This is a genomic window from Phaeobacter sp. HF9A (genome assembly GCF_011806385.1).
GTDB lineage: Bacteria > Pseudomonadota > Alphaproteobacteria > Rhodobacterales > Rhodobacteraceae > Epibacterium.
This window is the reverse complement of sequence record NZ_JAATOX010000027.1, coordinates 1-26918: the sequence shown is the minus strand read 5'-3', so window position 1 is coordinate 26918 and position 26918 is coordinate 1. Positions and strand designations below refer to the sequence as shown.

24 protein-coding genes are annotated in these 26918 nt (G+C 64.3%); 7 read left to right on the top strand and 17 right to left on the bottom strand.

Annotated features, from left to right (window positions below; all coding sequences use genetic code 11):
* Window positions 1-25: 25 nt before the first annotated feature.
* Window positions 26-241 (bottom strand): hypothetical protein, encoded by a 216-nt coding sequence (locus tag HCZ87_RS07245; protein WP_167643098.1) that lies wholly within the window; start codon window positions 239-241, stop codon window positions 26-28.
* Here HCZ87_RS07245 and HCZ87_RS07240 point away from each other — a divergent pair.
* Window positions 240-1715: an NAD-dependent succinate-semialdehyde dehydrogenase gene (locus HCZ87_RS07240; RefSeq protein WP_167643097.1), complete on the top strand. Its 1476-nt coding sequence runs from the start codon at window positions 240-242 to the stop codon at window positions 1713-1715. The genes HCZ87_RS07245 and HCZ87_RS07240 overlap by 2 nt on opposite strands.
* A 38-nt stretch (window positions 1716-1753) precedes the next feature.
* Here the strand turns inward: HCZ87_RS07240 and HCZ87_RS07235 are convergent, their stop codons facing one another.
* Together HCZ87_RS07235 and HCZ87_RS07230 are read right to left on the bottom strand one after the other, a co-directional pair.
* Window positions 1754-2233, bottom strand: a complete 480-nt coding sequence (locus tag HCZ87_RS07235) for an Lrp/AsnC family transcriptional regulator (RefSeq protein WP_167643096.1) — start codon at window positions 2231-2233, stop codon at window positions 1754-1756.
* 101 nt (window positions 2234-2334) lie between these two features.
* Entirely contained in the window at window positions 2335-3660 is a 1326-nt protein-coding gene (locus tag HCZ87_RS07230) for an FAD-binding oxidoreductase (RefSeq protein WP_167643095.1), read from the bottom strand.
* Window positions 3661-4076: 416 nt separating this feature from the next.
* Between HCZ87_RS07230 and HCZ87_RS07225 the strand changes: the two genes are divergently transcribed.
* The 4 genes from HCZ87_RS07225 (at window position 4077) to HCZ87_RS07210 (ending at window position 9400) form a co-directional block, all read left to right on the top strand.
* Entirely contained in the window at window positions 4077-5741 is a 1665-nt protein-coding gene (locus HCZ87_RS07225; RefSeq protein ID WP_167643094.1) for an ABC transporter ATP-binding protein, read from the top strand.
* 49 nt (window positions 5742-5790) lie between these two features.
* Window positions 5791-7458 carry a peptide ABC transporter substrate-binding protein gene (locus HCZ87_RS07220; protein ID WP_167643093.1) on the top strand — a complete coding sequence of 556 codons (1668 nt, stop codon included), beginning with the start codon at window positions 5791-5793 and terminating at the stop codon, window positions 7456-7458.
* Between the two features lie 80 nt (window positions 7459-7538).
* Window positions 7539-8489 carry an ABC transporter permease gene (locus HCZ87_RS07215; protein WP_167643092.1) on the top strand — a complete coding sequence of 317 codons (951 nt, stop codon included), beginning with the start codon at window positions 7539-7541 and terminating at the stop codon, window positions 8487-8489.
* A 32-nt stretch (window positions 8490-8521) separates the two neighbouring features.
* A complete protein-coding gene (locus HCZ87_RS07210; RefSeq protein ID WP_167643091.1) occupies window positions 8522-9400 on the top strand; it encodes an ABC transporter permease in 879 nt (292 codons plus the stop codon).
* Window positions 9401-10279: 879 nt separating this feature from the next.
* On the opposite strand, the gene HCZ87_RS07205 is transcribed toward HCZ87_RS07210, so the two are convergent.
* Genes HCZ87_RS07205 through HCZ87_RS07190 form a run of 4 tightly spaced genes read right to left on the bottom strand, consistent with a single transcriptional unit; the run spans window position 10280 to window position 15112 of the window.
* Window positions 10280-11737, bottom strand: a complete 1458-nt coding sequence (locus HCZ87_RS07205) for an aldehyde dehydrogenase family protein (protein WP_167643090.1) — start codon at window positions 11735-11737, stop codon at window positions 10280-10282.
* On the bottom strand, window positions 11734-13008 hold the full coding sequence (locus HCZ87_RS07200) for an FAD-binding oxidoreductase (protein WP_167643089.1): 1275 nt from the start codon (window positions 13006-13008) through the stop codon (window positions 11734-11736). The genes HCZ87_RS07205 and HCZ87_RS07200 overlap by 4 nt, the downstream gene beginning before the upstream one ends.
* 51 nt (window positions 13009-13059) lie before the next feature.
* Window positions 13060-14232 (bottom strand): alanine racemase, encoded by a 1173-nt coding sequence (locus tag HCZ87_RS07195; protein WP_167643088.1) that lies wholly within the window; start codon window positions 14230-14232, stop codon window positions 13060-13062.
* 16 nt (window positions 14233-14248) lie between these two features.
* Window positions 14249-15112, bottom strand: a complete 864-nt coding sequence (locus HCZ87_RS07190; protein ID WP_167643087.1) for a GNAT family N-acetyltransferase — start codon at window positions 15110-15112, stop codon at window positions 14249-14251.
* 224 nt (window positions 15113-15336) lie between these two features.
* Between HCZ87_RS07190 and HCZ87_RS07185 the strand changes: the two genes are divergently transcribed.
* Entirely contained in the window at window positions 15337-16275 is a 939-nt protein-coding gene (locus HCZ87_RS07185) for an ornithine cyclodeaminase family protein (protein ID WP_167643086.1), read from the top strand.
* Window positions 16276-16331: 56 nt separating this feature from the next.
* Here HCZ87_RS07185 and HCZ87_RS07180 read toward each other — a convergent pair whose 3' ends face one another.
* The 6 genes from HCZ87_RS07180 to HCZ87_RS07155 all read right to left on the bottom strand — a co-directional run bounded on the left by HCZ87_RS07180 (window position 16332) and on the right by HCZ87_RS07155 (window position 22295).
* On the bottom strand, window positions 16332-17000 hold the full coding sequence (locus HCZ87_RS07180; RefSeq protein WP_167643085.1) for a haloacid dehalogenase type II: 669 nt from the start codon (window positions 16998-17000) through the stop codon (window positions 16332-16334).
* Between the two features lie 140 nt (window positions 17001-17140).
* Window positions 17141-18451, bottom strand: coding sequence for an FAD-binding oxidoreductase (locus HCZ87_RS07175; RefSeq protein ID WP_167643084.1), 1311 nt, complete (start codon window positions 18449-18451; stop codon window positions 17141-17143).
* A gap of 44 nt (window positions 18452-18495) precedes the next feature.
* Window positions 18496-19539: a tartrate dehydrogenase gene (locus tag HCZ87_RS07170; RefSeq protein ID WP_167643083.1), complete on the bottom strand. Its 1044-nt coding sequence runs from the start codon at window positions 19537-19539 to the stop codon at window positions 18496-18498.
* Between the two features lie 45 nt (window positions 19540-19584).
* Window positions 19585-19941 carry a cupin domain-containing protein gene (locus HCZ87_RS07165; protein WP_167643082.1) on the bottom strand — a complete coding sequence of 119 codons (357 nt, stop codon included), beginning with the start codon at window positions 19939-19941 and terminating at the stop codon, window positions 19585-19587.
* Between the two features lie 12 nt (window positions 19942-19953).
* Complete coding sequence (locus HCZ87_RS07160) at window positions 19954-20877, bottom strand: glyoxylate/hydroxypyruvate reductase A (RefSeq protein WP_167643081.1); 924 nt, start codon at window positions 20875-20877, stop codon at window positions 19954-19956.
* Window positions 20878-21254: 377 nt separating this feature from the next.
* The gene (locus HCZ87_RS07155; protein WP_167643080.1) at window positions 21255-22295 is read right to left on the bottom strand and encodes an OmpA family protein; all 1041 of its coding nucleotides are present in this window, start codon (window positions 22293-22295) and stop codon (window positions 21255-21257) included.
* Window positions 22296-22521: 226 nt separating this feature from the next.
* Here HCZ87_RS07155 and HCZ87_RS07150 point away from each other — a divergent pair, with 226 nt between their 5' ends.
* Complete coding sequence (locus HCZ87_RS07150; RefSeq protein ID WP_368484093.1) at window positions 22522-24009, top strand: caspase domain-containing protein; 1488 nt, start codon at window positions 22522-22524, stop codon at window positions 24007-24009.
* Between the two features lie 15 nt (window positions 24010-24024).
* Here HCZ87_RS07150 and HCZ87_RS07145 read toward each other — a convergent pair whose 3' ends face one another.
* The 4 genes from HCZ87_RS07145 to HCZ87_RS07130 form a co-directional block, all read right to left on the bottom strand.
* Window positions 24025-25521, bottom strand: a complete 1497-nt coding sequence (locus HCZ87_RS07145) for a DUF4384 domain-containing protein (RefSeq protein WP_167643079.1) — start codon at window positions 25519-25521, stop codon at window positions 24025-24027.
* The gene (locus HCZ87_RS07140) at window positions 25518-25931 is read right to left on the bottom strand and encodes a biopolymer transporter ExbD (RefSeq protein ID WP_167643078.1); all 414 of its coding nucleotides are present in this window, start codon (window positions 25929-25931) and stop codon (window positions 25518-25520) included. The genes HCZ87_RS07145 and HCZ87_RS07140 overlap by 4 nt, the downstream gene beginning before the upstream one ends.
* Window positions 25928-26344, bottom strand: coding sequence for a biopolymer transporter ExbD (locus HCZ87_RS07135; RefSeq protein ID WP_167643077.1), 417 nt, complete (start codon window positions 26342-26344; stop codon window positions 25928-25930). The genes HCZ87_RS07140 and HCZ87_RS07135 overlap by 4 nt, the downstream gene beginning before the upstream one ends.
* The coding region (locus tag HCZ87_RS07130; protein ID WP_167643076.1) for a MotA/TolQ/ExbB proton channel family protein at window positions 26341-26918 on the bottom strand (578 nt) is incomplete at its 5' end. The genes HCZ87_RS07130 and HCZ87_RS07135, both read right to left, overlap by 4 nt.

Sequence of the window (26918 nt, the reverse complement as noted above, 5' to 3'; positions counted from 1 at the left end):
TGAAAAACCGGATTTTCGCCGCAAGTCAAATGTGATCGCCTGTCAGGGACAGGATATGGCGCGCGGGGCAGCAGAAATAGCTGCAATCGCTGTGCTGTTCCGCATCTTCTGCCAAACTTCCGGGCCATTCCGCAGGGATGGCTCCGGGGTCGGGGCTATCCTGCGGGCAAGCGGCGCCGGTTTCAAATGCGCTGATCCCCGCCAGAGCGGCCTGCGCGCCCGTCAGAAAGGATACACCCATGAACGCGATCATGAAAACCGATGGTTTCACGGATGCCGGGCTGCTGCGTCAGCAGGGGCTGATCGGCGGCGTCTGGCAGGAGGCCATCAGCGGCAAGACCCTGGATGTGATCAACCCGGCCAGCCAAACGGTGCTGGGCAGCCTGCCCGATATGGGCGGCTCTGAGACCCGGGCTGCGATCAAGGCAGCGGAGGCGGCTTTTCCAGGCTGGAAGGCGCGCAGCCATGCAGAGCGGGCCGAGACGCTGGAGCGCTGGCATGATCTAATGATCGAAAACCTGGAGGATCTGGCGCTGCTTCTGACGCTGGAGCAGGGCAAGCCGCTGGCGGAAGCGCGCGGCGAGATCCGCTATGGCGCCTCCTTTGTCAAATGGTTCGCGCAGGAGGCCCGTCGGATTGGCGGCGCCACCATCCCGTCGCCCACCGCGGATCGCCGCATTCTGGTGCTGAAGGAGCCGGTCGGCGTCTGCGCCATCATCACGCCCTGGAACTTTCCCAATGCGATGATCACCCGCAAGGTGGCCCCGGCCCTGGCGGCGGGCTGCACCGTGGTGATCAAACCCTCGGAGTTCACGCCGTTTTCGGCGCTGGCGCTTGGGGTTCTGGCGGAACGGGCGGGCATTCCGGCGGGGGTGATCAACATTGTCACCGGCATGCCGACGGAGATCGGCACGGAGCTGATGGCGAATGAGACCGTGCGCAAGATTTCCTTTACCGGGTCGACCCGTGTGGGGGCGCTGTTGATGCGCGGCGCGGCCGATAGCATCAAGCGGCTGAGCCTGGAGCTGGGCGGCAATGCGCCGTTCATCGTGTTCGATGACGCGGATCTGGATCTCGCGGTGGAGGGCGTTATTGCGTCAAAGTTCCGCAATGGGGGCCAGACCTGTGTCTGCGCCAATCGCATTCTGGTGCAGGCGGGGATTTACGATGCCTTTGCCGACAAGCTGGGGCGGCGCGTGGCGGCGATGACGGTGGGGCAGGGGACGGATGAGGGCACCGATATCGGCCCGATGATCAACGCCGCCGCCATTGCCAAGATCGAAGCCCATATCGCCGACGCAAAAGCCAAGGGCGCGCGCGTCATCGGCGCGGCTGAGGTCATGCCGGAGGGGCAGCAATATGCCCGCCCGGTGGTGCTGGCGGAGGCCACAACCGAGATGCTGCTGGCCTCGGAGGAGACCTTTGGCCCGGTGGCGCCCTTGTTCCGCTTTGAAACCGAGGATGAGGCGCTGGCGGTTGCCAATGGCACCCCTTACGGGCTGGCGGCCTATTTCTATACCGAGAACCTCAAACGGTCCTGGCGGGTGGCCGAGGCGCTGGAATTTGGCATGATCGGGCTCAATACCGGGCTGATCTCGACCGAGGTTGCGCCCTTTGGCGGGGTCAAGCAATCGGGGTTGGGCCGCGAAGGCGCGCAGATGGGGATCGAGGAATATCTCGAAACCAAGGCGCTGCATGTCGGCGGGCTGGGATAGGGGCAGGCGGCTCGGGTCAGGAACCATCGCCCCGCGCGTCAGTCCTCGGCGGCGATGGTATCCAAGGGGAAATGCGGCTTTACGATCGGGGATTTCAGGATCACGAAGGTAAAATACTTGTCGATGCCGATCTCCATCTCGATCAGCCGTTCCATGATCGCCTGATAGTCCGAGATGCCGGAGGTCATGAATTTCACCAGGTAATCATAGCCGCCCGAGACCAGATGGCATTCGATCACGGAATCGATCTTTTCCACTGCCGCCAGGAACCGGGCAAAGTCGTGCTGGCGGTGGTTGCGCAGGGTGATCTCGGTGAAGACGGTCAGGCTCTGGCCCAGTTTGGCGATGTCGATCTGGGCTGAATAGCCGGTGATATAGCCCTCGGCCTGGAGCTTTTTCACGCGCATCAGGCAGGGGCTGGGCGACAGATGCACCAGCTCCGCCAATTCGACATTGGTGATGCGACCATTCTTCTGCAACTCCGACAGAATTCTGATGTCGATCTTGTCCAGCTTCATTTCCGTTACCCTGTCGTTGTCCTAACGAAGACTACTGTCGCAGGTCTCATCCGTCACTGAATTCATGGCCGCGCGGGTGATCTGGCCCGCGCGTTGCCTGTTTAAAAGTCCGCAACCTTGCCCCAGGCCGCACGATCAAGCCGCGCCGGCGCATAGGGGGCGGGATCGACGATCGGGTCCTGACCCGTGATCAGGTCGGCAATCAGATGCCCGGCGCCGGGGCCGATGCCAAAGCCATGACCGCTGAACCCGGCGGCGAGGATGAAACCGGGCACGCTGTCCAGCTCGCCGATGGCGGGGACGCCGTCGGGGGTGCTGTCGATATAACCCGCCCAGGCTTCCGTGATGGCGCAGTGGGCCAGGTCGGGCAGCAGTTTTCCGGCCCGCGCATAGGTCAGGCGGATCTGGCCACTGTCGGGTTTGGGATCGAGGATACGCATGCGCTCCATCGGGGTCACCGCGTCCAGCGCCCATGTTTTCAGGGTTTCATGACCCGACTGCCAGCCCTGAAGGCCGCCGGGCGCGAGCGAGCGCCAGCGGCGGGCGAACATCGGCAGGAATTCACGGCCAAAGCGGATCTGCTGGGGCGAGGGATCAACGCGGGCCCGACCGCTGATCGCCAGCGTATAGCCGCCGTTTAGCCGCCGGGTGAGCGAGACATCGGCGGTGTGCAGCGCGTCGGGCAGGTTCTCGGGCGCGGGGGAAATCGCCAGGATCGAAGAGCGCACGGAGGCCTGCGGGAAGCGGATGCCGAGCTGGCGGCAAAAAGACGACGCCCAGGCGCCGCCCGCCATCACAACGGTCTTGGTGCGGATGGTGCCGGCCTCGGTCACCACGGCGCTGACCCGCCCGCCGGCACGTTCCAGCCCGCGCGCGGCACAGTTTTGATGCACCGTGCCGCCAAGCGTCATGATCGCGGCGGCGACCTGCGGCACCGCGATCGACGGATCGGCGGTGCCATCGCTGGGGGAAAACACGCCGCCCCTCCAGCGGCGCCCGGTGGCGTGGCCGCGCTCGCTGGCCTCGGCAGAGCTGAGCACATGGCTGGTCACACCCTGGGTGCGGGCAAAGTCGCGCCATTTCGCCCAGCCCGCGATCTCGGCCTCGTCCTGAGACAGATAGAGCAGCCCGCAGCGCCGAAAGCCGACATCGGCCCCGATCTCGCTGGCCAGCGCATCCCAGAGCGCGAGGCTCTTGGTTGCCATCGGCAATTCGCGCGCGTCGCGGTTTTGCTGGCGGCACCAGCCCCAGTTGCGGCTGGATTGTTCGGCGGCGATGCGGCCTTTTTCCACGAGGGCGACCTTTATGCCCCGTCGTGCCAGATAATAGGCCGTAAAAACGCCCACCACACCGCCGCCGATCACAACGACATCGGTCTCGTGCGGCAGGGTGGGGTTTGACGTGATATGTAATAGCGGTGCGGGCATCGTCTTCCTCCGGTCTTGGCTCAATACTAGGGGATGACGCAAATCACCATGCAGTGGAGTTGCCCGCGTGCCAGCATTCCCTGCGGTATCGGGGCGCGAAATCAGGCGATTGTTCTGCCAGCCAGAGGGCGCGTGAAGATCCGGGCCATGCTGCGCGAGTCACCCCGACGCCGCGGCACCAGGTCAGGGGCAAGCCAGGCAGGGCAAGGCTGACCTCGGGTCAGATTGAGGCCAAAGCCGCCGGATCCGGGGATTGCGACGGCAACAGAATAAAATGCCTTTCGGCTCCTAGAGAGCAGATGATCGTGCCGGGGGGGGCGCGGATTTGAACGACTCTACCGTCCGGTTCGGGCCAACATCAATGAAACATAGCGTGAGTCCGGTTTCCCAACACGGCGCACAAGGAAGGAGAGACGATGACCGCAAACATCCACTCTATAGATACGCCTGACCTGGCGCTTTCGGTGCGCGGGTTGACAGTGAGCCTGCCCAAGGGGATGGAGCGCGCTCATGCGGTGGAGACTATCTCCTTTGATCTGTATCGCGGTCAGATCCTCTGCGTCATCGGTGAATCCGGCTCTGGCAAATCGGTCACGGCCAATTCGATCATGGGGCTGCTGCCACGGGCGATCCATGTCAGCGCCGGCGAGATCCAGCTGGAGGGGCGCAATATCGTTGGCATGGATCCCGAGGCCCTGCGCAGCCTGCGCGGGCGGGTGGTGTCGATGATCTTTCAGGACCCGCTGTCGGCGCTCAACCCGCTGATGACGGTGGGCGCGCAGATCGACGAGGCGATGCAGGCGCATGGGGTCGGCAGCCACGCATCGCGCCGCCAGCGCGCCATTGAGCTGTTGACCGAGGTGGGCCTGCCCGACCCGGAGCTGATGTATCACCAATATCCGTTTCGCCTGTCGGGTGGTCAGCGCCAGCGGGTGATGATCGCCATGGCGCTGTCGCTGGAACCCTCGATCCTGATCGCCGACGAGCCGACCACCGCGCTGGATGTCACCACCCAGGCGCAGATCCTGGAGCTGATCCGCGATATCCAGCGCCGCAAGGGCATGAGCGTGATGTTCATCACCCATGATTTCGGCGTGGTGGCCGAGATCGCCGACAGCGTGGTGGTGATGGAAAAGGGCCATGTGGTCGAGCAGGGCAGCGCCGATGCGGTTCTGCACCGCCCCACACATCCCTATACCCAGCGGCTGATCGCGGCGGTTCCGCATCTGACCGGCGAAGATCGCGCGCCGACCCGGGCAGGCCCTCCCGTGCCGATCTTGCAGGTGCAGAACCTGGAGAAGACCTATCGCAGCGGCAGCAAGCTCTTTGGCACCGAGCGGATTGTGCCGGCGGTGCGGGATGTGTCGTTCACGCTGTCGGCCGGGCAGACGCTTGGCATTGTTGGCGAGAGCGGTTCGGGCAAGTCGTCATTGGGGCGCTTGCTGGTCAAGCTGATGGAGAGCGACGGCGGACAGATCCTGTTCGGCGGCAAGGATATCGCGCCGCTGCCAGAGCCGGAATTCCGGGCGCTGCGCCAGAAGATCCAGATGATTTTTCAGGATCCCTTTGCCTCGCTCAATCCGCGGATGACGATCGGGCAGATCCTGACCGTGGGGCCGGTGGCCCATGGCATGGCGATCGCCACCGCGCGCACAGAGGCGCGGGCGCTGCTGGATCTGGTCGGGCTGGATGCCGGGGCGTTTGAGCGCTATCCGCATGAGTTTTCCGGCGGCCAGCGTCAGCGGATCGGCATTGCGCGCGCCTTGATGTTCAAACCCGAGCTTCTGGTCGCGGATGAGGCGGTCTCGGCGCTGGATGTGTCCATCCAGGCGCAGATCCTGGAGCTTTTGGACCGGATCCAGCGCGAGACCGGGGTGTCGATGGTTTTCATCACCCATGATCTGCGCGTGGCCAGCCAAATCTGCGACCGCATTGCGGTGATGCAGAAGGGGCAGATTGTCGAGGAGGGGCCGCCAAGCCAGATCTTCCTTGATCCGCAATCCGCCTACACCCGCGAATTGGTTGCCGCCATTCCGGGAGAACGACCTGCCGACCGCCCTGCGGTGGCGGCAGAAATCTGAAACCAAAACAATAACAAATAAAACAAGACCCAACACAGGGAGACGACCAATGACCAATCAAAATAATGGAAAGTCTGGTTTTTCACGGCGCGCCACGTTGCGGATGATGGCCGCAGGCGGGGCGGCGGGGCTGATCGCACCCAATCTGCTGGGCAAACCGGCCTTTGCCGCGACGCCGCCGGAAACGCCCACCGGACGCATCGTTGTCGGCCTGTCGCAGGAGCCGACGGTGTTCAACCCGCTTATGCCGCATATCGAAGTGGACGACGGGGTGGATTTCTCGGTGTTTGACGCGCTGTTCCGCATTGATGTGGACGGGGTGATCGTGCCGAACCTGGCCACCGAGGTGCCGAGCTTGGAGAATGGCGGCATTTCCGAGGACGGGCTGAACTGGCGTGTTCATCTGCGCGATGATGTGACCTGGCATGACGGCACGCCCTTCACCGCCGAAGACGTCAAATATACGCTTGAGCTGATCGTGAACCCGGATTTCCGCGCCTGGCGCACCACCGGCCATGAGCTGGTGCGTGATATCACCGTGGTGTCGCCGACCGAGATCACCTGGCGGATGGAAGAGCCCTTTGCGCCCTATCTTTCGTTCCTGACCGAAACCTTCATGGTGCCCAAACACATTCTGGAGACCGAGGAAAACCTCAATGAGGCCGCGTTCAATCAGGCGCCGATCGGCACTGGGGCGTTCAAATGGGGCAAGCGTTTAGCCGGGGATCGGCTGGAGCTGGTGGCCAACCCGGAGTATTTCGGCGAAGGCCCCTATATCGAACAATTGGTGTTCAAATATATCCCCGACATGACCGTGCTTTATGCGCAGTTCAAGAGCGGCGATATCGACCTCGTCGGTCAGGCCTATATCACGCCCGACAACTATGCCGAGGCCAAGACCCTGCCGGACCGGGTGGTGACGCCGGAGCCCAAAGGCTCGGTTGAATCGATCTATCTCAATCAGGATCTGCCGGTGTTTCAGGAACAGGCGGTGCGCGAGGCGCTCTATCTGGCGATGGACCGCACGTCGATCATCGACGCGCTTTATTACGGGGTGCCGAGCCCGGCGGAGACCTTCATGCCGCCGCAATCCTACTACTATAACCCGGATCTGCCGAAGCAGGAGTTCAACCTGGATCGCGCCCGCGAGATCCTGGACGCGGCCGGCTGGGTGCCGGGGAGCGATGGCATCCGCGAAAAGGACGGGCTGCGCCTGTCGTTTGCGAATTCGACCACGGTTGGCAACCATCTGCGCGAACAGACCCAGCAGTTCCTGCAACAGACCTTTGCCGAGATTGGCGTCGAGATGAAGATCGACAACCTGCCGCCTGCGGTGATGTGGGGTGATTTCTGGGGCCAGTCGCAGTTTGACTCGGTCATGGTGGGCATCACCTATCTGGTTGGCGGCGACCCGGATGTGACCTATCGGTTCCACACCGACGCCATCGCGGCCAAAGGGGGCAGCGGGTCCAACAACGCGCAGTATTCCAACCCCGAGGTGGACGCGTTGCTGATTGCCGGCAGCCGCGAGTTCGATCCCAAGAAACGGCAGGCGATCTACTTCAAGATCCAGGAGATCATCCGCCACGATCTGCCGTTCCTGCCGCTGTTCGTCTATACCAATGTCTATGGCTACAAGGCCGGCATCGAAGGCTTTGCGGTGAACAGCAACACGCGCACCGAATCCTGGAAGGCCGCGGCCTGGTATTGGTCCTGATCTGAGCGCCCGCCGCCCGGGGCTGCGTGCTCCGGGTGGCGGGCAGACCCCCTTGCGATCTGTCTTGGACGGAGGACACCATGCCCGCATTCCTGCTCAAACGCCTTATGCAGAGCCTTGTCTTGCTGGTGATCGTCTCGATCATCGGTTTTGTCGTGCTCAATCTCATACCGGGGGGGCCGATGGCGCAATATGCGCTGGATCCCGGCATGACCGAAGCCGACAAGGCGCGGCTTGCCGAGCAGCTCGGTCTGAACCGGCCGCTGTTGGTGCAATATTTCGACTGGGCCTGGCGGCTTGTGCAGGGCGATTGGGGCACATCCTTTCGCGACGGCAACCCGGTCCTGACGGTGATCGGGCGCCACCTCTTTGCCACCTTCCTGTTGATGGGGTCCTCGACCGTGATCGCGATCGGGGTTGGCACCTGGATCGGTATTCGCGGCGCGACCCATCGCTATTCGATCTTTGACTATGCCGCGACCGTGGGTGCCATGGCGGCGCTGTCGATTCCGACCTTCTGGTTTGGTCTCATCGGCATCTATGTCTTTTCGCTGAAGCTGGGCTGGCTGCCGGCCGGCAACATGTACTCGATCGGCGATGGTTCGGTGCTGGATTATATGCATCACCTGATCATGCCCTCGGTGGTGCTGGCGCTGGTGCATATCGCGATCTGGAGCCGCTACATGCGCACCGCGACGCTGGACGCGATCAGCCAGGAGTTCGTGAAGACCGCCCGCGCCAAGGGCGTGAGCGAGCGTCGGGTGTTGATGAAACATGTGGTCGGCAATGCGCTCTTGCCGATGATCACCCTGGCCGGGGTGCAGCTGCCCTCGATCCTCACCGGCGCGCTGGTGACGGAAACCGTCTTTACCTGGCCGGGCATGGGGCGGCTGTTCCTCGATAGCCTTGGGTATGCCGACTACCCGGTGGTGATGGGGCTGTTGATGTTCTCGGCCATGCTGACCATCGCGGGCAATCTCATTGCCGATATTGTTGTCGCGCTGGTCGATCCGCGCATTCGTCTGGCGTGATGCCAGACCCAAAGGAGAAGGAGGCCACCGTGATGACCACCCTGACCGTATCCCAGGCTCCCAGCCGCTGGTGGAAAAGCCGCGTGATGCGCCGTTTCCTGAGCCATCGTCTGGCGCTGCTGGGCCTTTTGATGATCTCGCTGCTGGCGCTTGCCTGCGTGATCGGGCCGTATCTTTTGCCCTATGACTCGCTTCATATCGACCTGCGCGCCCGGTTCGCGCCGCCGCTGACCGGCGATCACTATCTGGGCACCGACCCGCTGGGGCGCGACCTGGCGGCGCGGCTGTTTATGGCCGGTCGGATTTCGCTTTTGGTGGGGTTCTTTGCGATGGTGCTGTCGATTTGCGTCGGCACGCTGATCGGCGTCATCGCGGGCTATCGGGGTGGCTGGATCAGCGTTGTGCTGATGCGCACCGTTGATGGTTTCCTGTCCTATCCGACCATCTTTTTGCTGCTGGCGCTGGCGGCGGCGCTGAAGCCCAGCCCGGTGATGATCACCGTCATCATCGCGGTGACCAGCTGGATGGAGGTGGCCCGCATCGTCGAGGCCGAGGTGCGTTCGCTCAAGGAACGTGAATTCGTGCTGGCCGGTCGCATGCTGGGGCTGGGGCGGTCGCATATCATGTTCCGCGAGATCCTGCCCAATGCGATGGGGCCGATCATCGTGGCCGCCACGCTGACGGTGGCGCGCGCGATCCTGCTGGAAGCCTATATCAGCTTTCTCGGTTTCGGAATCCAGCCGCCGCTGCCGAGCTGGGGGAATATGCTGAACGGCGCGCAGCAATATCTGGCCACCGCGCCCTGGCTGGCGATCATCCCCGGCGCCGCAATCACCATCGCCGTGTCGAGTTTCAACTTCATCGGTGACGGGCTGCGCGACGCGCTGGATGTGCGCAACGATAATATCTGAGCCAGAGTCCCTCTCTCTGGCGGAGGAGGCGGAAAACAAAACGCCCGGCCAGACACATCGGTCCGGGCGGGTGTTTTGTTTCCGCCATCGCTGCTCCCCGTCCCGGCTTGCCCGCCGCCAGAGGGTGCGCCGTTCACGGGAGCCTGAAGGTCGGCTTCGAGTCCTAAAGAGCGAATTTGTTGCAGCGCCGCGAATGTCCGCATACATCGGAGATCGCGCTAGCCAAAGAACAAGACTAGTGAGTGAGGCTGACTGCGATGAACCAAATCGATACACCACCTTGGACACTTTCCGGATGGCTCTGGGGCTTAGTGGGCCTATTCTCAGCAATGCTCTATCTAATGGGGTGGTACTTTCTTTTCGCCAGCCCCTTGATTTTGGTCTTCCTGGCAATCGCGACAGTGGTCAGTTTCTTTACCGTGAATTTCGATTCTGCTTTTGGGTTAGCGTCTATCATCCTGAGCCCTCTATCAATCTGGTTCCTAGTTTGGCAGTTCTTCTATTTTCTCGGACCGGCTTACATCGATATACTTCGGTCGGGAGGGTTCTTCCTACAAAGAGCACATTGCCTGACACCAAGATCGGCCATTGCCATGGTGAGGCAAAGGCGAGTGCATGCCTCGCAACAGCTATTATGTCTTCTGAAAAGGCTATCTTCGCCGTTTAGGGGCCGACCTTCATAGTCAGGTAAGCGTTCCAAGAGATCGTTTGTTGAGCCGAGAGAAGTGCCACCAATCCAGTGCTTAAACATCGAGAGCAGACCTTGGCGCAGACGCAGCGAAAGCTCACTTTGTCCCGCAAAGCTGCCCGTAGGCAGCGCGCGTCACGGGCAATCGGCTAACTGGGAAGGCTTTTCTGTTCTGGTCGCCCAACCACAGATCAGGGGTAATATCCGAGGATGGCTTTCACTTCGAGATATTCCAGCATTCCCTCGACGCCATACTCGCGGCCATTGCCGGATTGTTTGACGCCGCCGAAGGGCGCATGGGGGTCCCAGGCGGGGTAGTTCAGATGCACCTGGCCGGAGCGGATCTGTGCGGCGACGCCCCTGACGATATCCATGTCGCGGCCCTGCACATGCGCGCCGAGGCCATAGACGGTATCATTGGCGATGGCGATCGCCTCTTCAATCGTGTCATAGGGCAAGAGGCAGAGCACCGGGCCAAAGATTTCCTCCTGCGCGATGCGCATATCGGTGCGCACCTCGGAAAAGATCGTCGGCTTGACGAAAAAGCCCGCCGTCAGCCCATCCGGTCGGCCCGGCCCGCCGGTGATGAGCTTTGCGCCCTCGGCGAGGCCGGCCTCGATCAGGGTCTGAACCCGTTCGAACTGTGCCCTGTTGGCGATGGCGCCATGGGTGCTTGCGCCGGACAGGGGATCGCCGATGGTGACGTCTGCGGCGGCCTCTTTGGCAAGGGCCTCGACCTTTGCCAGCTGTTCGCGGGGGACGATCATCCGGGTTGGCGCGCTACAGGATTGACCCAGGTTGCGAAAGGCGGCGGCAACCCCCGGCGCGACGGCGCGGGAAAGATCGGCATCGGGCAGGATCACATTGGGGGATTTGCCGCCCAGTTCCTGCGCGACGCGTTTGACCGTCGGCGCCGCAGCCTGCGCCACCGCAACGCCTGCGCGGGTGGAGCCGGTGATCGAGATCATGTCCACATCTTGATGGGCGGCGAGGGCGGCGCCAACGCTGGCACCCTCGCCCTGCACCAGATTGAACACCCCGGCGGGAAAGCCCGCATCCGCAATGGCTTCGGCAAAGAGCAGCGCATCGAGCGGGGACAGCTCGCTGGGCTTCAGCACCACCGTGCAGCCCGCCGCCAGCGCCGGGGCGACCTTGGCGGTGATCTGGTAAAGCGGCCAGTTCCAGGGCGTGATCAGGGCGCAAACGCCGATGGCCTCCCGGGTGATGGCGGTCTGGCCGCGCGGCGTGATGAATTTGAACTCCGACAGAACCTCGACGGCAGTCTTGATATGGGCCACGGCCAGCGGCACCTGCGTGGCGCGGGCATAGTCCAGCGCCGCGCCCATCTCCAGCGTCAGGCATTGGGCGAAAAGCTCCAGGCGCTCCTCGATCAGCGCGGCAAGGCGGGAGAGCGGCGCGGCGCGCTGCTCTGGCGCAGTGCGGCTCCAGGCGGGAAAGGCAGCGCGCGCCGCGGCAACCGCCGCATCCACATCCGCGCCATTGCCGAGGGGAAAGCGGCAGAGCTCTGCCTCGGTGGCGGGGTTGATCACGCTGGCGGTTCCAGTGCCCTGCGGGGCGACCCATGCGCCGCCGATGAAAAAGCGATTGAGCTGGCCGGTTGTGGTCAGATGGTCGAGGGGGGCGGTCATGTCATCAGATCCTTCATGCGGTAATAGACACCCAGCAGCGGCAGGAACCAGGGGCGGCCGAAATAGCCCGGGATCGCGGGCCATGTGAAATCCTTCCAGGGGTTCAGCGCGGGCTGGCCGTCCATGACATCGGCCATCACATGGCCCATCAGTGTCGCCATATGGGTGCCATGGCCGCTGTAGCCCATAGAATAGAAGAGGCCGTCGCGCTCGCCCGCGCGGGGCAGGCGGTCGCGGGTCATATCCACCAGCCCGCCCCAGCAGTAATCAATCCGGGTGTTGGCAAGCTCTGGGTAGACATCGGCCATGGTCGCCCGGAGGATGCGGCCGCTCTTGGCGTCCGATTGCGGGTTCGATCCGGCAAAGCGCGCCCGCCCGCCAAAGAGCATCCGGTTGTCGGGCGTCAGCCGCCAATAGACCACCAGGTTGCGGGTATCGACGACATTGCGCCCCGTGGGCATCAGCCGTGCAATCTGTTCGGGCGACAAGGGCTCCGTTACGATCAGGAAGGCCCCCACCGGCACGATGCGGCGGCGGATCCAGCCGAGCGGGCCGACCTGCGAGATGCCGCTGGCGAGCAGCACCTGCCGCGCGGTGATCTGGCCCTTGGGGGTTGCCACCATATGGCCGCCGTCAACCTTGCGCAGCGCCGTGACCGGGGCGTGTTCATAGATCTCGGCCCCATGGCGCGCGGCGGCCCGCGCCAGGCCGCGCACATAGCGGCCCACATGCATCTGCGCGCTTTTGGGATAGAGCAGCCCGCCGTGATAGCGGTCCGTTCCGACTTCGCTGTGCAGGTCGGATTTCGCGATCATCCTGGTGTCGGGATCGGCGATTTTTGACAGCAGCTCCTGACTGCGGGCGAGCTTGTCGTAATGTTCGGGCTTGGCGGCCAGCTTCAACTTGCCGACCCGTGCGAAGCTGCAATCAATGCCTTCCTCGCGCACCAGGGTTTCGACCAGATCGACGCCGGAATCAAACGCCTTGTAGAGGGCGTTTGCCTTTTTGGGGCCGAGCGCGCCGACCATGGTGCCATAGTCCTGGGCAAAGCCGTTGTTGCACATGCCGCCGTTGCGGCCCGAGGCGGCGCTGCCGATGGTTGTGGCCTCCAGCAGGGCGACGCGGGCGCCCTTCTTGGCAAGCGCCAGCGCGGCAGAGCAGCCGGTGATGCCGCCCCCGACCACCGCCACGTCATATTGGCCCTCGGGCAGGGTGGCGGGGCTTTGGTCGAAGGGCTCGGAGGTTGCGAGCCAATAGGGGGTCAGTTTCATGTCGTGTTCCGCCAGGGCGTTGGTTTCAGGAGGGCCGGGGAGGGGGCGGTGTTACCAGCCCCGCATGCGCGGCCACTGGGCGAGGATTTCGGGCGCTGTGCCCTCGACCACGGCGTAGCTGTCGTGTTGCGCCGCCATTGCGCAGGCGTGGTTGGGCAGAATGCGCAGGCGGGTGCCGATCGGCAGATCGGGCATGGGTTTGCCCACGCCGCTGCGGATCTTGAGGATGCCATGCTCCTGACTGGCCTCGGCGACGATCACGTCCTCCAGCACGTGGCCGCTCTCGTCGCAGACCAGCCCATAGCCCTGATCGACCCGCTGGTTCGCGGTTCCCCGGTCACGCGACAGCGCCATCCAGCCCGCATCGACCAGGATCCAGCCTTTTTCCGGCTTGGTGCCGATCACGGTGGTGAGCACGGAAATCGCAAGGTCATCCAGCGTGCAGACGCCAACGCCGTGCTGCACAAGGTCAAAGAACATATAGACCCCGGCGCGCAGCTCGGTGATGCCGTCGAGGTTTTCGGCGAAATGCGCCGTCGGGGTGGAGCCGATGCTGACGATGGGGCAGGGGTGGCCATGGGCGCGCAGGGTTTTTGCGGCCTGCACCGTGGCCTGGCGCTCGTTCTCGGCGGCCTTTACCAGTGCGTCGGGCGTGGAGAGCCCGTAGGATTCCCCCGCATGGGCCAGCACGCCGGCCAGCGTCGCCCCGGCGGCGACAACCCTGTCGGCGACCTCAAGCAGCAAAGGGTCGTCCGGCTTCAAGCCGCCGCGATGATCGTCGCAATCCAGTTCGATCAGCACCGAGGGCACCACGCCCGTGGCCTCGCGCGCGGCGCGCAGCGCATCGGCCTGCCCGGGGCTGTCGAGCAGCAGCTTCACCTCGGCGCCGGTGCGGGCGCAGAGCGCCATCGCGCGCTGCGCGGCGGCGGGCGAGAGGCCCACCGCATAGGTGATGTCGCGATAGCCATGGGCGGCGAAATACTCTGCCTCGGCCAGGGTGGAGACGGTGATCGGGCCGGGCCCGTCGGGAAAGGCGATCCTGGCGACGTCGATGCTCTTGGCGGTTTTCAGATGCGGGCGCAGCACCACGCCGAGCGCGCGCGCGCGATCCGCAAGCCGTTGGATGTTGCGCGTCAGCTTGCTGCGGTCCAGCAGCAGCGCCGGGGTGATGAGATCCGCGCGCGTTGCCGCCGGGCTGGCTGTTGTGTCCTGTGCCGTCGTCATGTTGTTTTCCTTGTTTCTAGCCGAGGGACTGGCTGGCCAGCGCATAGATGCGACCGGCGCCGTCGGGGGTGGGCTGCGCCCCCTTGACCATGGCGGTGACTTGATCGGTGCGGGGCAGGCCGAGGCTGTGCAACCAGTCGCTTAGCCCATGTTCCGCAGGGACGTCGATGCGCACGAACTGGCCTTGCAACTGCGCGAGCTGCTCCAGGATCAGGCGTTTGGCGTCTTCGGTGGTGGTGGCCGCAACCGGCCCAATCACCGTGCCGCGCCCAAAGCGGCGGGCGATGGAATAGCCGGAAATGCCATCGGCCTGCGCGATCAGCGTGACCCGGCCCGATGCGGTCAATGCGGCCAGCAATGCGGCGCGGTCCAGTCCGGTGGCGTGTTTGTCAAAGTCCTGGATCGCGGCGAGATCGGTGGCCGTGGCCGGTCGGATGCCGTCACCCTCGGCGGCCAGCGCCATGTCAAAGTCCGCCTGATGCTGAAAGACGGTGCCGACCTCTACAAAGCCGCGCCGCTGATAGAGCGCCAGCCCCTCCTTGGTGGAGCAGAGCGCCACGTTGCGCCCCCGGTTGGCCTCAAGCAGCGCATCAAAGAGCCGCGCGCCATGGCCTCGGCCCTGTTCGGACTCGGTGACGATGATCATCCCGGCGTTGGCGTTGCTTTGCCCCCAGCACCACCACAGGGCGGTTCCGATCAGCCTGCCGTGGCGCTCCAGCGCCAGGCCCTGGCCCGCGGCGAGCGCAAACTCCCAATCTTGCAGCCGATAGGGCCAGCGGATGTCCTGGGAGAGTTTCAATGCGCCTGGCAGATGCCGCGCGGTCAGCGGCGTCAGCGCCACCTCTGTGGTTGTGTCGTCTTTTGTGGCCTCAATCGCCATTGCGGGGTGCCTTTCGATCATTTTGCAACGCGGTTGCTGTGGCCCCTACCGTGCCATTCAACGCGCCGTTTTCACTGCTGTTTTAACCGCGCAACTCGGCAGGATCATTCGTTCTGTTGCCTCTCTCAGCATAAAAGACGGCGCCATTCGGGAGAGAAAGAAACACCCGCGAGCCAGCGCTGGCGGGCAGGATCATGGGCATGCAGACAGAACGGGAGACGAGGATGATCTATATCAGCGAAGAGGCTTCGGCGGCGCTTGTCAGCCATGATCTTGCCTATGCGGCGGCACGGGAGGCGCTGGTCGCCGCCGCCTCGGAGCAGAGCGGCGTGTTCCCGGCGGTTCTTGGGCGGTCCTGTGATCCGGGCAATACGTTTTCGGTGAAATCCGGTTGGTCCGATGATCTCACGGGGGTGAAGGTTGGCTCTTTCTGGTCGGGCAATCCGGCGCGCGGGCTGGCGCGGCACAATTCCACCATTGTGCTGCTGGATCAGGCGACGGGCCGGTTGCGCGCGGTGATCGAGGCCGGGGCGGTCAATGCCTATCGCACCGCGGCCTCGGATGCGGTGGCCGCCGATCTGCTGGCGCGCAGGCAGGCGCGGGTGATGGCGGTGTTTGGGGCGGGCAATCAGGCGTTGTTCGAGGTGGAGGCGCTGGCGCGGATCCGCCCCATCGACAGGGTGCTGGTGGCTGCCCGCCCTTCGCCGCGCCGCGATGCCTTTGTTGCGACACTGACGGCGCGCGGGTTGACCGCGCAGGTGGTTCCGGCCGAGGCGGCGGTGCGGGGCGCCGATATTGTGGTCAGTGCGACCCCTTCGCGCGCGCCGCTCTTTCAGGCCGATTGGGTCAAGCCGGGCACGCATGTGGTCAGCATGGGATCCGACGCGCCGGGCAAGCAGGAGCTGCCGCTGGAGCTGCTGTCGCGGGCGCGTCTGTTTTGCGATCTGCCCGCGCAATCGGTTCAGATCGGTGATTTTCAGCACGCGCGCGCCGATATCGAGGCGGGCAAACTGGCGCTGGTGCAGATCGGCGATGTCATTGAAGGGCGCGCGCCGGGGCGGCAATCAGAGGAGGAGATCACCGTGTATGACAGCTCCGGCATTTCGCTTCAGGATCTTTATATCGCCGAAGCGCTGATCCGGGCACAGGCGGAACGGGGCTGATCGGCGCTGGCCCTGCTCTCGCCGGTGAATACCAGCGAGAGCAGGGTGGCCCGCTGTCAGAGCCCGAACACGCCGGGCAGGCCGGAGATATCGCGGATCTCTGTGTATTCATAAAAGGGGTTGGCCGGCTCATGGCCGCGATTGACCCAGACCTTGCTCTTGATGCCCAGATCATAGGCGGACATCAGGTCGTGGCGGAAGGAGGACGACACATGGGTGATGTCCTCCGGCCCGCAGCCGAGCATGTCGAACATATATTCAAACGCTTTGAAATGCGGCTTGTAGGCGCCTGCGTCCTCGGCGGTATAGACGGCATGGAAGGGCGCGCCGAGCTTGGCGATATTGGAATGGATCTGCGCATTCATCGAGTTGGTGATGGTCACCAGCGGAATTTCCTTGGCCAGTTTGGCCAGACCGGCGGGCACATCAGCATGGGGGCCCCAGCTTGGGGTGCGGTTGTAGATCATCTCCGCGTCTTCGGCGCGAAAGGGGATCGCGTTGCGGCGGCAGGCGCGCTCCAGCGCGTTGTGCACGACATCCGCATAGGGTTTCCAGTCCTGCATCACCTCGTCAAAGCGATAGCCCTGGAAATTCTTGATGAACTCCTGCATGCGCGGCTCGTCCAGCATGTGGCCATAGAGGTCGCGGGCGGCCTCGGCCATCTCGAAGTTGATCAGCGTGCCGTGGGTGTCGAAGGTCACGTATTTCGGGCGGAAGTTGGCCATGGTTGCAGCTCCTGAAGCTCTGTTATCCTGAACAAACATAGCCTTGGGCCGTTGGCAGAATGTGCTGGATTGCGAAAACCGTCAGCAGAAGGCACTCCTGTTCGCCCCAAACGCAGCAGGAGTTTCCGAGGCTGGCGGGCTCAGCGGCGGGCCCGCCACCAGGCGAGGCGGTCTTGCAGCGCGTAGCCCTTGATCATCGCGGGCAGGAACCAGGGGGTGCCGCGATAGAGCGGCACCGCGGCAGGGGGGCGGGTGTCAAAGGCGCTGGCGGCCTGTTCCTTGTGTCCCAGAAGCCGATGCGCGGCCCGGGTGCCGACCCAGGGCGCCCAGACCACGCCGGAGCCGCAAAAGCCGCTGGCATAGACCACCCCGTCGCGCTCAAAGATGCGGGGGATCATGTTGCGGTTCATGGCGACATTGCCGAACCAGCTATGAGAGAGCGCAACGCCGTCGAGTTCGGGAAAGATCTGCGCCAGCCCTTTGCGCAGGCGGGTTGTCGGTGCCAGCGGGTCGCCCACGCGCGAGCTGTCGCGCCCACCAAGCAGGATGCGCGTGCCGTCGGGCGAGGGGCGGTAGTAAAACCCGAGCTGGCGGTTTTCGCTCATCATCATCCGCTGTGGCATCAGCCGGTCCATCTGCTCGGACGGGAGCTGTTGGGTGGCGATGATGCGGCTGCGGACGGGCACCAGGCGGCGGCGCAGAAACGGCGCGGCCCCATCGGTGTAGCCATTGGTGCAGACCAGAACCTGGCGTGCCTTTGTCACCCCGGCTGGGGTGGTGACGCGAAAGCCGTCGGCCTCGCGCTGAACCGAGGTCACCGGAGTCTGCGCATGCATCGTCAGCCCGGCGGCAAGGGCGATGCGCAGCAGCTCGGCGTGGAATTTCGCCGGATGCAGGCCGCCGATGTCCATGCGCACCGTGCCGCCGCGATAAAAATCGCTGCCGACAATGCCGCGGTGTTCGCCATGCGGCACGGCGTAGCTGTCGATGCCCAGCCTTCTGGCCAGCGTTTCGGCGCTGCGGGCCATCTTGTCGTATTGATCATAGCCAAGCGCGCCTTTGAAGGCGCCAACCAGTTTGAAATCGCAATCCAGCCCCTCGGTTGCGATCAGGTCATAGAGATGTTCCCGAGCGCGCTTGCCCTCGGCCTCGATCGCAAGCGCGGTATCCTCGCCGAAGTGTTTGGTGAGGGTGGCAAAATCGGGCCGGATGGTGCCGCTGGTGATGCCGCCATTGCGCGACGAGGCGCCCTCGCCGGGGGTCATCGCATCAAAGGCGGCGACCGCGCGCCCGGCGCGGGCCAGGGTCAGGCCGGCGGCAAGACCGGCATAGCCCGCACCGATAATCGCCACATCCAGCGCCCGCGCCAGGGGTTCTGCTGGCTGCGAAGAGAGGGGGGCCGCCTCCCACCAGTAAGGGGTTTTCTTCTGGGTGGGATTTGCTTTGTTCATCTGTGCCGCCTCCGGCGTTCACTGCGCAGGGCTCGCGCGCCGTTTCAGGTCAGGGCCGCCAGGACGGCTTTGGTGATTGTATCTGTTTGGTCTTGTCCCGGCACGGTGCCGATACCGCGCGCGGTGGTGCTCTCGATGGCGGAGATCACAGCCGCCGCCGCTGCGTGCTCGCCCAGATGGTCGAGCATCATCGCCCCGGACCAGATCGTGGCGATCGGGTTGGCGATGCCAAGATGGGCGATATCGGGGGCCGAGCCATGGACCGGTTCAAACATCGAAGGCGCGCTGCGGTCCGGGTTGATATTGGCCGAGGCCGCATAGCCCAGGCCCCCCTGGATCGCCGCGCCAAGATCGGTGAGGATGTCACCAAAGAGGTTGGAGGCAACAACCACATCGAGGCTTTCGGGCGCCATGACCATACGCGCGGCGATGGCGTCGATATGGTAGGGCGTCACCTCGACATCCGGGTAGTCCGCCGCCAGCTCGCGGGTGACCTCGTCCCAAAACACCATGGAATACTTCTGCGCGTTGGATTTGGTGACCGAGGCCAGTTTCTTGCGCCGCCTGCGCGCCTGTTCAAAGCCAAAGCGCAGGATCCGCTCCACCCCGGTGCGGGTGAAGATCGAGGTTTCCACCGCGACCTCATCGCCCGTGCCCTGATGCACCCGCCCGCCCGCGCCGGAATATTCGCCCTCGGTGTTTTCGCGGATGCAGAGGATATCAAAGCCCTCGGCGCGCAGCGGCCCCTGCACCCCGGGCAGCAGCCGGTGCGGGCGGATATTGGCATATTGGGTGAAGCGCTTGCGGATCGGCAGCAAGAGCCCGTGCAGCGAGACCGAGTCCGGCACCTCGGCGGGCCAGCCGACGGCGCCAAGCAGGATGGCGTCAAAGGCGCGCAGCGTTTCGATCCCGTCCTCGGGCATCATCATTCCGGTCTCGCGGTAATAGGCGCAGGACCAGGGAAACTCCGTCCCCTCAAGCGCAAAACCGCCCCCTTTGGCGGCGGCTTGCAGCACCTGCCAGGCGGCGTCGGTGACGTCCTTGCCGATGCCATCACCGGGGATAAGCGCGATTTTATGGCTGTTCACGGGGGGCTCCTTGTTATTGCTGCGGGGGCGCGGTCAGTCGGTCGCTCAGTCGGTCACTGTGACATAGATCTTGCGCACTGTCTCGATGGTGCGCCAGACGCCGATGAAGCCGGGCTTCATCACAAAGCTGTCGCCAGCGCGATAGGTCCTGGTTTCGCCGCCGGTTTCCTCGATCTCGATCACGCCCGAGAGGATGTGGCAGAATTCAAACGTCGTGCCCTTGATCGAATGGGTCACGCCGGGGGTGGCCTCCCAGACGCCGGTCTTGACCTTGTCGTCCCTGGAGGCGTCCTGCGCCCAGGTCTTGAAGGCGGGATCGCCGGAAATTAGCCGCTCGGGCAGGGGCAGCGACTCTTTCGGGGCGAAGCCGGGATTGGTGTCGATGGGGATCAGATTGGACATGGTTTCTTCCTGTCAGTAGCCACGGGTGTGATCGACCAGGCCGATCAGGTCCTGGCCAGCGCGATGACGCCGGATGTTTTCTGCGACCGCCCGGGCCGCGGTCTGGGGTTGGGTGACGGAGGCGATATGCGGGGTGATCGTCACCTTGGGGTGCGACCACAGCGGATGATCCTGCGGCAGCGGTTCGGGATCGGTGACATCCAGCATCGCGGCGGCGAGCTGGCCATTGTCCAGCGCGGCAAGCAGCGCGGTCTGGTCCAGCTGCGGGCCGCGCCCGACCTGCAAGAGCCGCGCCCCCCTGGGCAATTGGGCAAAGAGATCCTGATCCAGCATGCCGCGCGTCTGCGCCGTCAGCGGCAGCAGGCAGACCAGTATATCCGTTTGCGCCAGAAAGCCGGGCCGTTGCGCGGCGCCGTGAAAACAGCGGACGCCGGGGATCTGCTTTTCGCTGCGGCTCCACCCGGCGAGCGGGAAGCCGAAGGGTTTAAGCCGCTCGATCGCCGCCTGCGCCAGCCGACCGAGGCCGAGAAAGCCGATCCGGCAGTCTGTGGCCTGCCGGGCGGGCAGGCTCTGCCAGAGTTTGCGGCGCTGATGATCCTGATAGGCGGGCAGATCGCGATGCAGCGCCAGCACCCCGAGCGTGACATATTCCTGCATCATACGGATCAGACCGTCCTCGACCATGCGGATCAGTTTGACATGGGGCGGCAGCGTCTCTGCGTTGAACTGATCCACTCCCGCGCCGATCGAAAACAGCAGCTCCAGATTGGGATAGGCGGTGAGGTCTTCGGGCGCCGACCAGGTGAGCAGATAGCGGATCTGCTCTGGTGGCACGTCGTCGTCGCGCTGAAAGACTTCCAGATCGGGCAGCAGGCTGGCAAAGATCTCGCGAAAGATCGCGCCGCGCTCCGGGTCGGAATTGAACAGGAATGCCATGGCAGCGCTCTTCTAGGCCGAGGTCGCAAGAGGCAGGCGCAAGGCGGCGCCGAGCCAAGGGGGCATCGGGGTCGGCGTCGCGAGACTGTCTTTCGCGTTCATGGGGACCTCTCTTATTGGGGCGGTGTCTTGCGACGGGGCGCAATCCGGCTTTGCGAGCAGCCTAAGCGGGGCGCAAAGCATAGGATGCCGAATTCAATGCAGCTTTGGTCGAAAATTGCGAAATGCCATGCCGCGCCGGTGAAAGCTGCTGGCGGTCTGGGCTGAGGGTTCGCAAGGAGGCGAGACGCGCAAAACGCGTGGCGCCCGATTGGGGCGCGGGTTCTGTGTTCAGGCACGCGAAAGGCCCCGCCCAAAACGCGGGCAGGGCCAAAACATCAGTTCAGGACCTTGAACTCGATACGCCGGTTCTTGGCGCGATTGGCGGCGGTGTCATTGTCCACCAGCGGGGCCGTCTCACCGTAGCCGATGGCGATCAGCCGCGCGGGGTTGGCGCCTTTGTCGATCAGATAGCTGGCCACGGCGACGGCGCGCTGACGGCTCAGCTCCTGGTTCCAGTCGGCCTTGCCCCAGGCGTCGGTGTGACCGCCCACCTCGATTTTCAAATCAGGGCAACGGTTTACCACATCCGACAGCACATCCAAGAAGCCCTTGGCGTCTTCGGTCACGATGGCCTTGTTTGCGGGGAAATTGAGGCTGCGGCTTTGCGAGAGGATTTCAAACCGCCCGACGCATTCCTCGCGGCTGAAGGTGCCGGTGGTTTCCAGCGCCGCGGCGCCGCCGGTCTGCACCTGCGCCACCACCGGTGCCGCACCGCCGGAGCCCGCCCGTTTGTAGGTCAGATCCAGGCTGACAATCCCCACCGGCGTGATGGTGACGCTTGCGGCCTCTTCCAGCTTGCTCAACCCTTCCAGCAGGTCAAAATCCGCCAGCGACAGGATGATAGGCTGCACGGTGGAGACATTGACCGTATTGTCGTCCAGCAGAGTCAGGGTAATTGGTGCGGTGACATTGGCGTCCACCCCATGCAGCGAGAGGGTCACGGAGAGGTCGATCGTCTTGCGATGAAGCTGCGCAAGATCGGCGATTTGCGCGGGCGGAATCACTGCGGTGACGCGGGCATCCTTGTGCTTGAATGTCTCGAAGAACAAAAACCGCATGCGGACGTTGCGCAGGTCAACCTTGGTGTCGACCGAATCCAGCGCCACCACGATTTCCGCCTGGCCCTCGGGGGTGATCACGCCGGAAAATGTCGCGAACTCGCTGTATTCCGCAATTGTCCCTTTTTTTACGGAGAGGAAGCCAATGGTCGAGCTTTCCGCCTCGAGCTGCCAGCCACCGTCAAAGGGGTTGGCCGCAAGAGCGGCGGTTGAGCTGAAAATTATAAACGAAAACAATATGTAAAGACGTCTCAGCATCTCTATGGTTCCTTGTGTTTGAGCCGCTGCACCTGTGATATTGGCGCAAGTGTAGCATTTCCATCTCAATGAAGAACCGTTGGAATGGCTCTTCTGTGGTATCGAATTACAAAGACATGTAAATTATGACGTTAAAGAGTGATACCATGCGGGTGGCAAACCCACGCAACCAATGTCAATGCAGGCATCACCCCCCGTGATGCAACTATGGGCCGGGAATAGACTTGTGAGATTTTCTCTTTTGAAGCTGGGACATTGGACCAGATACCTGGTCCTGCTGTGCTGCATGTTTTGGGCCGGGCTGGCCACCGCCGATGAGCGGATGGCGCTGGTGGTTGGGAACTCCAGCTATGGCTCCGTCGCCTCGTTGGAAAACCCGGTGCATGATGCCCAACTGATGGCGCGCACGCTGGAGGAGCTGGGTTTTGACGTGACCCTGCTGACCGACGCCAGCCAGGTGGAGCTGAAACGCGCCATTGCCCAGTTCGGGCGCAGCCTGCGGGCGGAAAGCGAAGAGACGGTCGGCCTGTTTTACTATGCGGGCCACGGGGTGCAGAGCTTTGGCAACAACTACCTGTTGCCGGTGGACGTGGCGCTCAATGATGCTGCCGACCTTGATCTTGTTGCGGTGGAAGCGCAATCGGTGCTGCGGCAGATGGCCTCGGCGCGGAATGCCACCAATATCGTCATTCTGGATGCCTGCCGCAACAATCCCTTCATGAATGTCTCCGAGCTCAACGACAACGGCCTGGCAGAGATGCAGGCCCCGACCGGCACCTTCCTGTCCTATGCCACCGCGCCCGGCGATGTTGCGATGGATGGGGCCGATGGCAACAGCCCCTTCACCAAGGCGCTGGCGCAGGAAATGCGCAAGGCGAATGAGCCGATTGAACAGGTGCTGAAACAGGTGCGCCGCGCGGTGTTGGATGAAACCGACGGGCGGCAAACGCCCTGGGACAGTTCCTCCCTGGTGCGTGACTTTGTGTTTAACGAAAAGCAGGCGGAGGAAGAGCTGTCCGGCTCCGCCGCCGAGATCGCAGAAGAACAGCTCTGGACCATGGCGCAGGAGAGCCGCGATGCGGTGCAGTTGATGCTGTTCCTGCGTGCCTATGGCAAGAGCCCCTATGCGGATCAGGCGCGGGCGTTGCTGTCGGAAATTTCGATGGAAGCGCAGGCCACGACGGATGGTCAGGTGTCGATCACCGATGAAACCGCGATGTTCGAGGCGGCGCATGAGGAAGACGGCACCGCGGCGCTGGAGGCTTATCTTCAGGCCTTTCCCAAAGGACGCTATGCCGAGCTTGCCGAGATTGAGCTGGCAACCCGCCGCTCCGGCGCGGGCGAGGATACGGATCTGGCCCCGGCCCCGAATATCCTGCAAAGCCTGATGGACACGACCTTGCAGGCGCAGATCGAAAGCGGCCCGATCACCTATGATAAGCCGCTCCGGTCCGAGTTGGAGCAGATCAACGGGCTGACCATCGCCGAGGTGGTGACGCAATCGCCGATGTTCCCGCCGGTGGCGGGCTTGCCCGAAGAATATTGGAAAACGCAAAGCTGTAGCAATTGCCACAACTGGACGCGGGATGCGCTTTGCACCCAGGCAAAAACCTATCTGACGGCGGATTTGCAACGCTCCCTGTCCAAGCAGCACCCCTTTGGCGGCGCGTTGAAACAGGCGTTGCGCAGCTGGGCGGGTGCCGATTGCCAGTAACGCCGGGTGCAGCGGTCAAGGCGCTTCGGTGGTGATCAGGAAATAGACCCATTCGCCTTTGAAATCCGCATGCTCCTGGCGGGCGGCGCTGACCGCCTGTTTCAAGGCCGCCAGATAGGGCGCGGCGGGTTCTTGCAGCGGGCGCGGGGCTGTCGGTGCAAACAGCGGATGCGAGGCGGCAAAGGCCACGGCGATCTCCTGCCCGTAGGGCGGGCCGACGGAGATCTGCAAGCCCACATCGCCTTCCTCCTTGGCGCCGACGCGCAGGCGCGATTTCGGTGCGGCCTCGGTCAGCGGCACATAGCTGTTGGGCATCAGATGCAGCACCGCGCCCGCCGCATCGAAGTAATCCACATAGACATAGGCGGGGTAATCCGGCGCGGTGAGGTCAAAGAACAGCCGCTCGCCACCGCGATAGCTCAGCACCCGGGCAAAGCTGTCCGCGCCGACCAGCAGCGGATTGGTGATCTGGTCGGTGCTTTGCGGCAGGCCAACGTCGCTGATCCCCGCAAGGGCACCGCATTGCGGGCGCGGCAGCAGGCGCATGTCATCCGCAAGCGCGATGTCCTCTCCCATCTCCGCCCGCAGCGCCGCAAGGACAGGCGCGCGCAGGCTGTCCTCGGGGAGGTGACCGCGCAGATGCAGCGTGGCGCTGTCGGGATCAAAGGAGAGCTGCACCCGGGCGCAGGGCAGGCTGGCGAGCAGCCCCGCAAGCCCGTCGCGCAGCGCATCGCCTTCGCGGCCCGGATCCTGAAACTGCTGGAAGGCGGCAAGGGATTGCGGGTCGATCCCGGCGCTGGTGTCGCCAGGAAAGGCGAGATCGGCGCGGATGCTTTGCGCGGCCAGGGGCGCAGCGGGCAGCGCGGCGGCGGCATTGGCGGTGGGGCGCTCGGCCAGGGGCTCCGGCGTGACCGGGCTGGGCTGGGCGGCGCTGGCCTGCGGTGTCTCGGCTGCCAGGATATCGGCGGCGGGCGGCGTGGCGGGCACGGGCGGGGCGCTTGGCGGGGTCAGCGCGGCGCTGACCTCGGGTGCCGGTCGGGCAGGGGCGATTGCCTCGATTTGCGCCGAGGCTGCGGGCAAGGGGGCTGGCGCTGTGATGGCTTGGGGCAATGGTTCGGTCTTAGGGCGGGTTGTCGCCAATTGCTGCCCTGTGGGGGCGCTGGCTGCCACCTGTGCACCGGCGGCGGGTTGCGCCGTCAGCGGGTCACCCTCCGGCGGCAGCGGGCGGGCGTCGGACTGCGGAATGCCGCTCGCGCTCAGCGCGTCGCCGCGTGCGTCGGCATCCGGCAGCGGCGTGTCCTCGGTTGCAGCGGGGCGGGCCTGACTGCGCGGCAGGCTCTGGGAGCTGACCTGGAGCTCTGCCTTGGGGCGGTCCTGATCGGGAATGTCCTGCGCGCGCAGGCTGAGCAGCACCAAAGCGAGCAGCGCCGCATTGGCAACCAGCGACCCCGACAAGCCCAGCAGCCAAGTCAGCGGGCGCGGCGGGGCGGTGCTCTCTGCACTCAGGGTCATGGCGTGCCGCTCGCGGCTGGGGTGACCACCAGCACGATATCGCGCAGCCCGATCTCTTCGGCTTCGGCGATCAAGGGCAGGAGGCTGCGGACCTCGGCGTCCTTATGGGCGTTGATGCGCAGCCGCAGATCGGCGTTCTGCGCCAGCCTTTGGCGCAGGGTCTTTGCCAGCGCGTCGCGGTCGATGCTGTTGCCATCCAGCGCCAGATCGCCCGCCGCCGAGAGCGACAGCGTCGCGCCGCCTGCGGGCAGATCCTGACCGCTGAGGGCCTGTGGCGGGCTGACGTCAAAGGGCGCGGTGGCATCCATACGCCCGATCAGCATGAAGAAGACCAGCAGGAAAAATACCACGTCAATCAAGGCGGTAATGGGTTCGCCCTGGGATCCGCGCGCGGGGCGGCGCAGCTTCATGGTTCCGCCTCCAGCCGCAACACGCGCAGCTGCTGCACGCCGAGTTCCGCCGCGAGATCCAGCAGCGACACCAGCGCCTGGGTGCTGGCCGCGCCGGAGGGCAGGATCAGCACCTGGGTCAGCGGCTCTTCGGCCAGCGCAGCCGCCAGCCGCGGGCGCAGGGTCTGGAGCGTATAGCTCTGGCCTTGCAGCGCGGGGGCGCCATCCGCGCCCAGCCGGATCATCAGCCGGGGCGTGTCGGCCGCGGGCTGGCCGGGCGGGCGCGCGCTGGTTTCCGGCGCGGTGGCCGGGATCATATCAAGGTTCAGATAGGTCGAGGTCACCATGAAGAACACCAGCAGGATCAACAGCACGTCGATCATGGGGACCAGCGAAATCAGGCTGGCGGCGCGGGCGGGACGGGCGAGCTTCATGGGGATGTCCGGGCGCTGGCCTCCACGGGTTTGGCCGCTTCATGGGCGAGCATCAGCCGCCCGACGCCGTCTTCGATCGACTGTGCCACCCGCTCGATCCGGGCGGAAAACAACCCCGCGGCGATGGCGGCGGGAATCGCCACCAAAAGCCCGGCGGCGGTGGTCAGCAGCGCCTGCCAGATACCGCCCGCAAGGATCGAGGCATTGGCGGCCCCTTGTGCCAGTTCCAGCTCCTGAAAGCTCTGGATCATGCCGAGCACGGTGCCCAGAAGCCCGAGCAGCGGTGACACCATGGCGATGAGTTCCAAGAGCCGGATGCGCTGGTTGAGGCGCGACAGCTCCGCCTGGCCGCGCCGCTCCAGCTCCGAGGTCAGGAGGGCGGGGCGTAAATTCCCCGCAAGCCCCTTCATCGCAAAGCCGACCACCCGGTCCGCCGGTGTGGTCTCGCCCAGCTGGCGCATGGCCTCGCTTTGCTTGCCGGCCTGCCAGGTCTTGAGGGCGCTGCGGCGACTGTCCTCGCCGCCGAGCACGGACCAGAGCTCGATCCATTTCATCACGATCACGGTGAGCGAGA

Coding starts and splice junctions, on each gene's coding strand:
- HCZ87_RS07240 (WP_167643097.1), top strand. CDS start 240: ATGAACGCGATCATGAAAACCGATGGTTTCACGGATGCCGGGCTGCTG.
- HCZ87_RS07245 (WP_167643098.1), bottom strand. CDS start 241: ATGGGTGTATCCTTTCTGACGGGCGCGCAGGCCGCTCTGGCGGGGATC.
- HCZ87_RS07235 (WP_167643096.1), bottom strand. CDS start 2,233: ATGAAGCTGGACAAGATCGACATCAGAATTCTGTCGGAGTTGCAGAAG.
- HCZ87_RS07230 (WP_167643095.1), bottom strand. CDS start 3,660: ATGCCCGCACCGCTATTACATATCACGTCAAACCCCACCCTGCCGCAC.
- HCZ87_RS07225 (WP_167643094.1), top strand. CDS start 4,077: ATGACCGCAAACATCCACTCTATAGATACGCCTGACCTGGCGCTTTCG.
- HCZ87_RS07220 (WP_167643093.1), top strand. CDS start 5,791: ATGACCAATCAAAATAATGGAAAGTCTGGTTTTTCACGGCGCGCCACG.
- HCZ87_RS07215 (WP_167643092.1), top strand. CDS start 7,539: ATGCCCGCATTCCTGCTCAAACGCCTTATGCAGAGCCTTGTCTTGCTG.
- HCZ87_RS07210 (WP_167643091.1), top strand. CDS start 8,522: ATGACCACCCTGACCGTATCCCAGGCTCCCAGCCGCTGGTGGAAAAGC.
- HCZ87_RS07205 (WP_167643090.1), bottom strand. CDS start 11,737: ATGACCGCCCCCCTCGACCATCTGACCACAACCGGCCAGCTCAATCGC.
- HCZ87_RS07200 (WP_167643089.1), bottom strand. CDS start 13,008: ATGAAACTGACCCCCTATTGGCTCGCAACCTCCGAGCCCTTCGACCAA.
- HCZ87_RS07195 (WP_167643088.1), bottom strand. CDS start 14,232: ATGACGACGGCACAGGACACAACAGCCAGCCCGGCGGCAACGCGCGCG.
- HCZ87_RS07190 (WP_167643087.1), bottom strand. CDS start 15,112: ATGGCGATTGAGGCCACAAAAGACGACACAACCACAGAGGTGGCGCTG.
- HCZ87_RS07185 (WP_167643086.1), top strand. CDS start 15,337: ATGATCTATATCAGCGAAGAGGCTTCGGCGGCGCTTGTCAGCCATGAT.
- HCZ87_RS07180 (WP_167643085.1), bottom strand. CDS start 17,000: ATGGCCAACTTCCGCCCGAAATACGTGACCTTCGACACCCACGGCACG.
- HCZ87_RS07175 (WP_167643084.1), bottom strand. CDS start 18,451: ATGAACAAAGCAAATCCCACCCAGAAGAAAACCCCTTACTGGTGGGAG.
- HCZ87_RS07165 (WP_167643082.1), bottom strand. CDS start 19,941: ATGTCCAATCTGATCCCCATCGACACCAATCCCGGCTTCGCCCCGAAA.
- HCZ87_RS07160 (WP_167643081.1), bottom strand. CDS start 20,877: ATGGCATTCCTGTTCAATTCCGACCCGGAGCGCGGCGCGATCTTTCGC.
- HCZ87_RS07155 (WP_167643080.1), bottom strand. CDS start 22,295: ATGCTGAGACGTCTTTACATATTGTTTTCGTTTATAATTTTCAGCTCA.
- HCZ87_RS07145 (WP_167643079.1), bottom strand. CDS start 25,521: ATGACCCTGAGTGCAGAGAGCACCGCCCCGCCGCGCCCGCTGACTTGG.
- HCZ87_RS07140 (WP_167643078.1), bottom strand. CDS start 25,931: ATGAAGCTGCGCCGCCCCGCGCGCGGATCCCAGGGCGAACCCATTACC.
- HCZ87_RS07135 (WP_167643077.1), bottom strand. CDS start 26,344: ATGAAGCTCGCCCGTCCCGCCCGCGCCGCCAGCCTGATTTCGCTGGTC.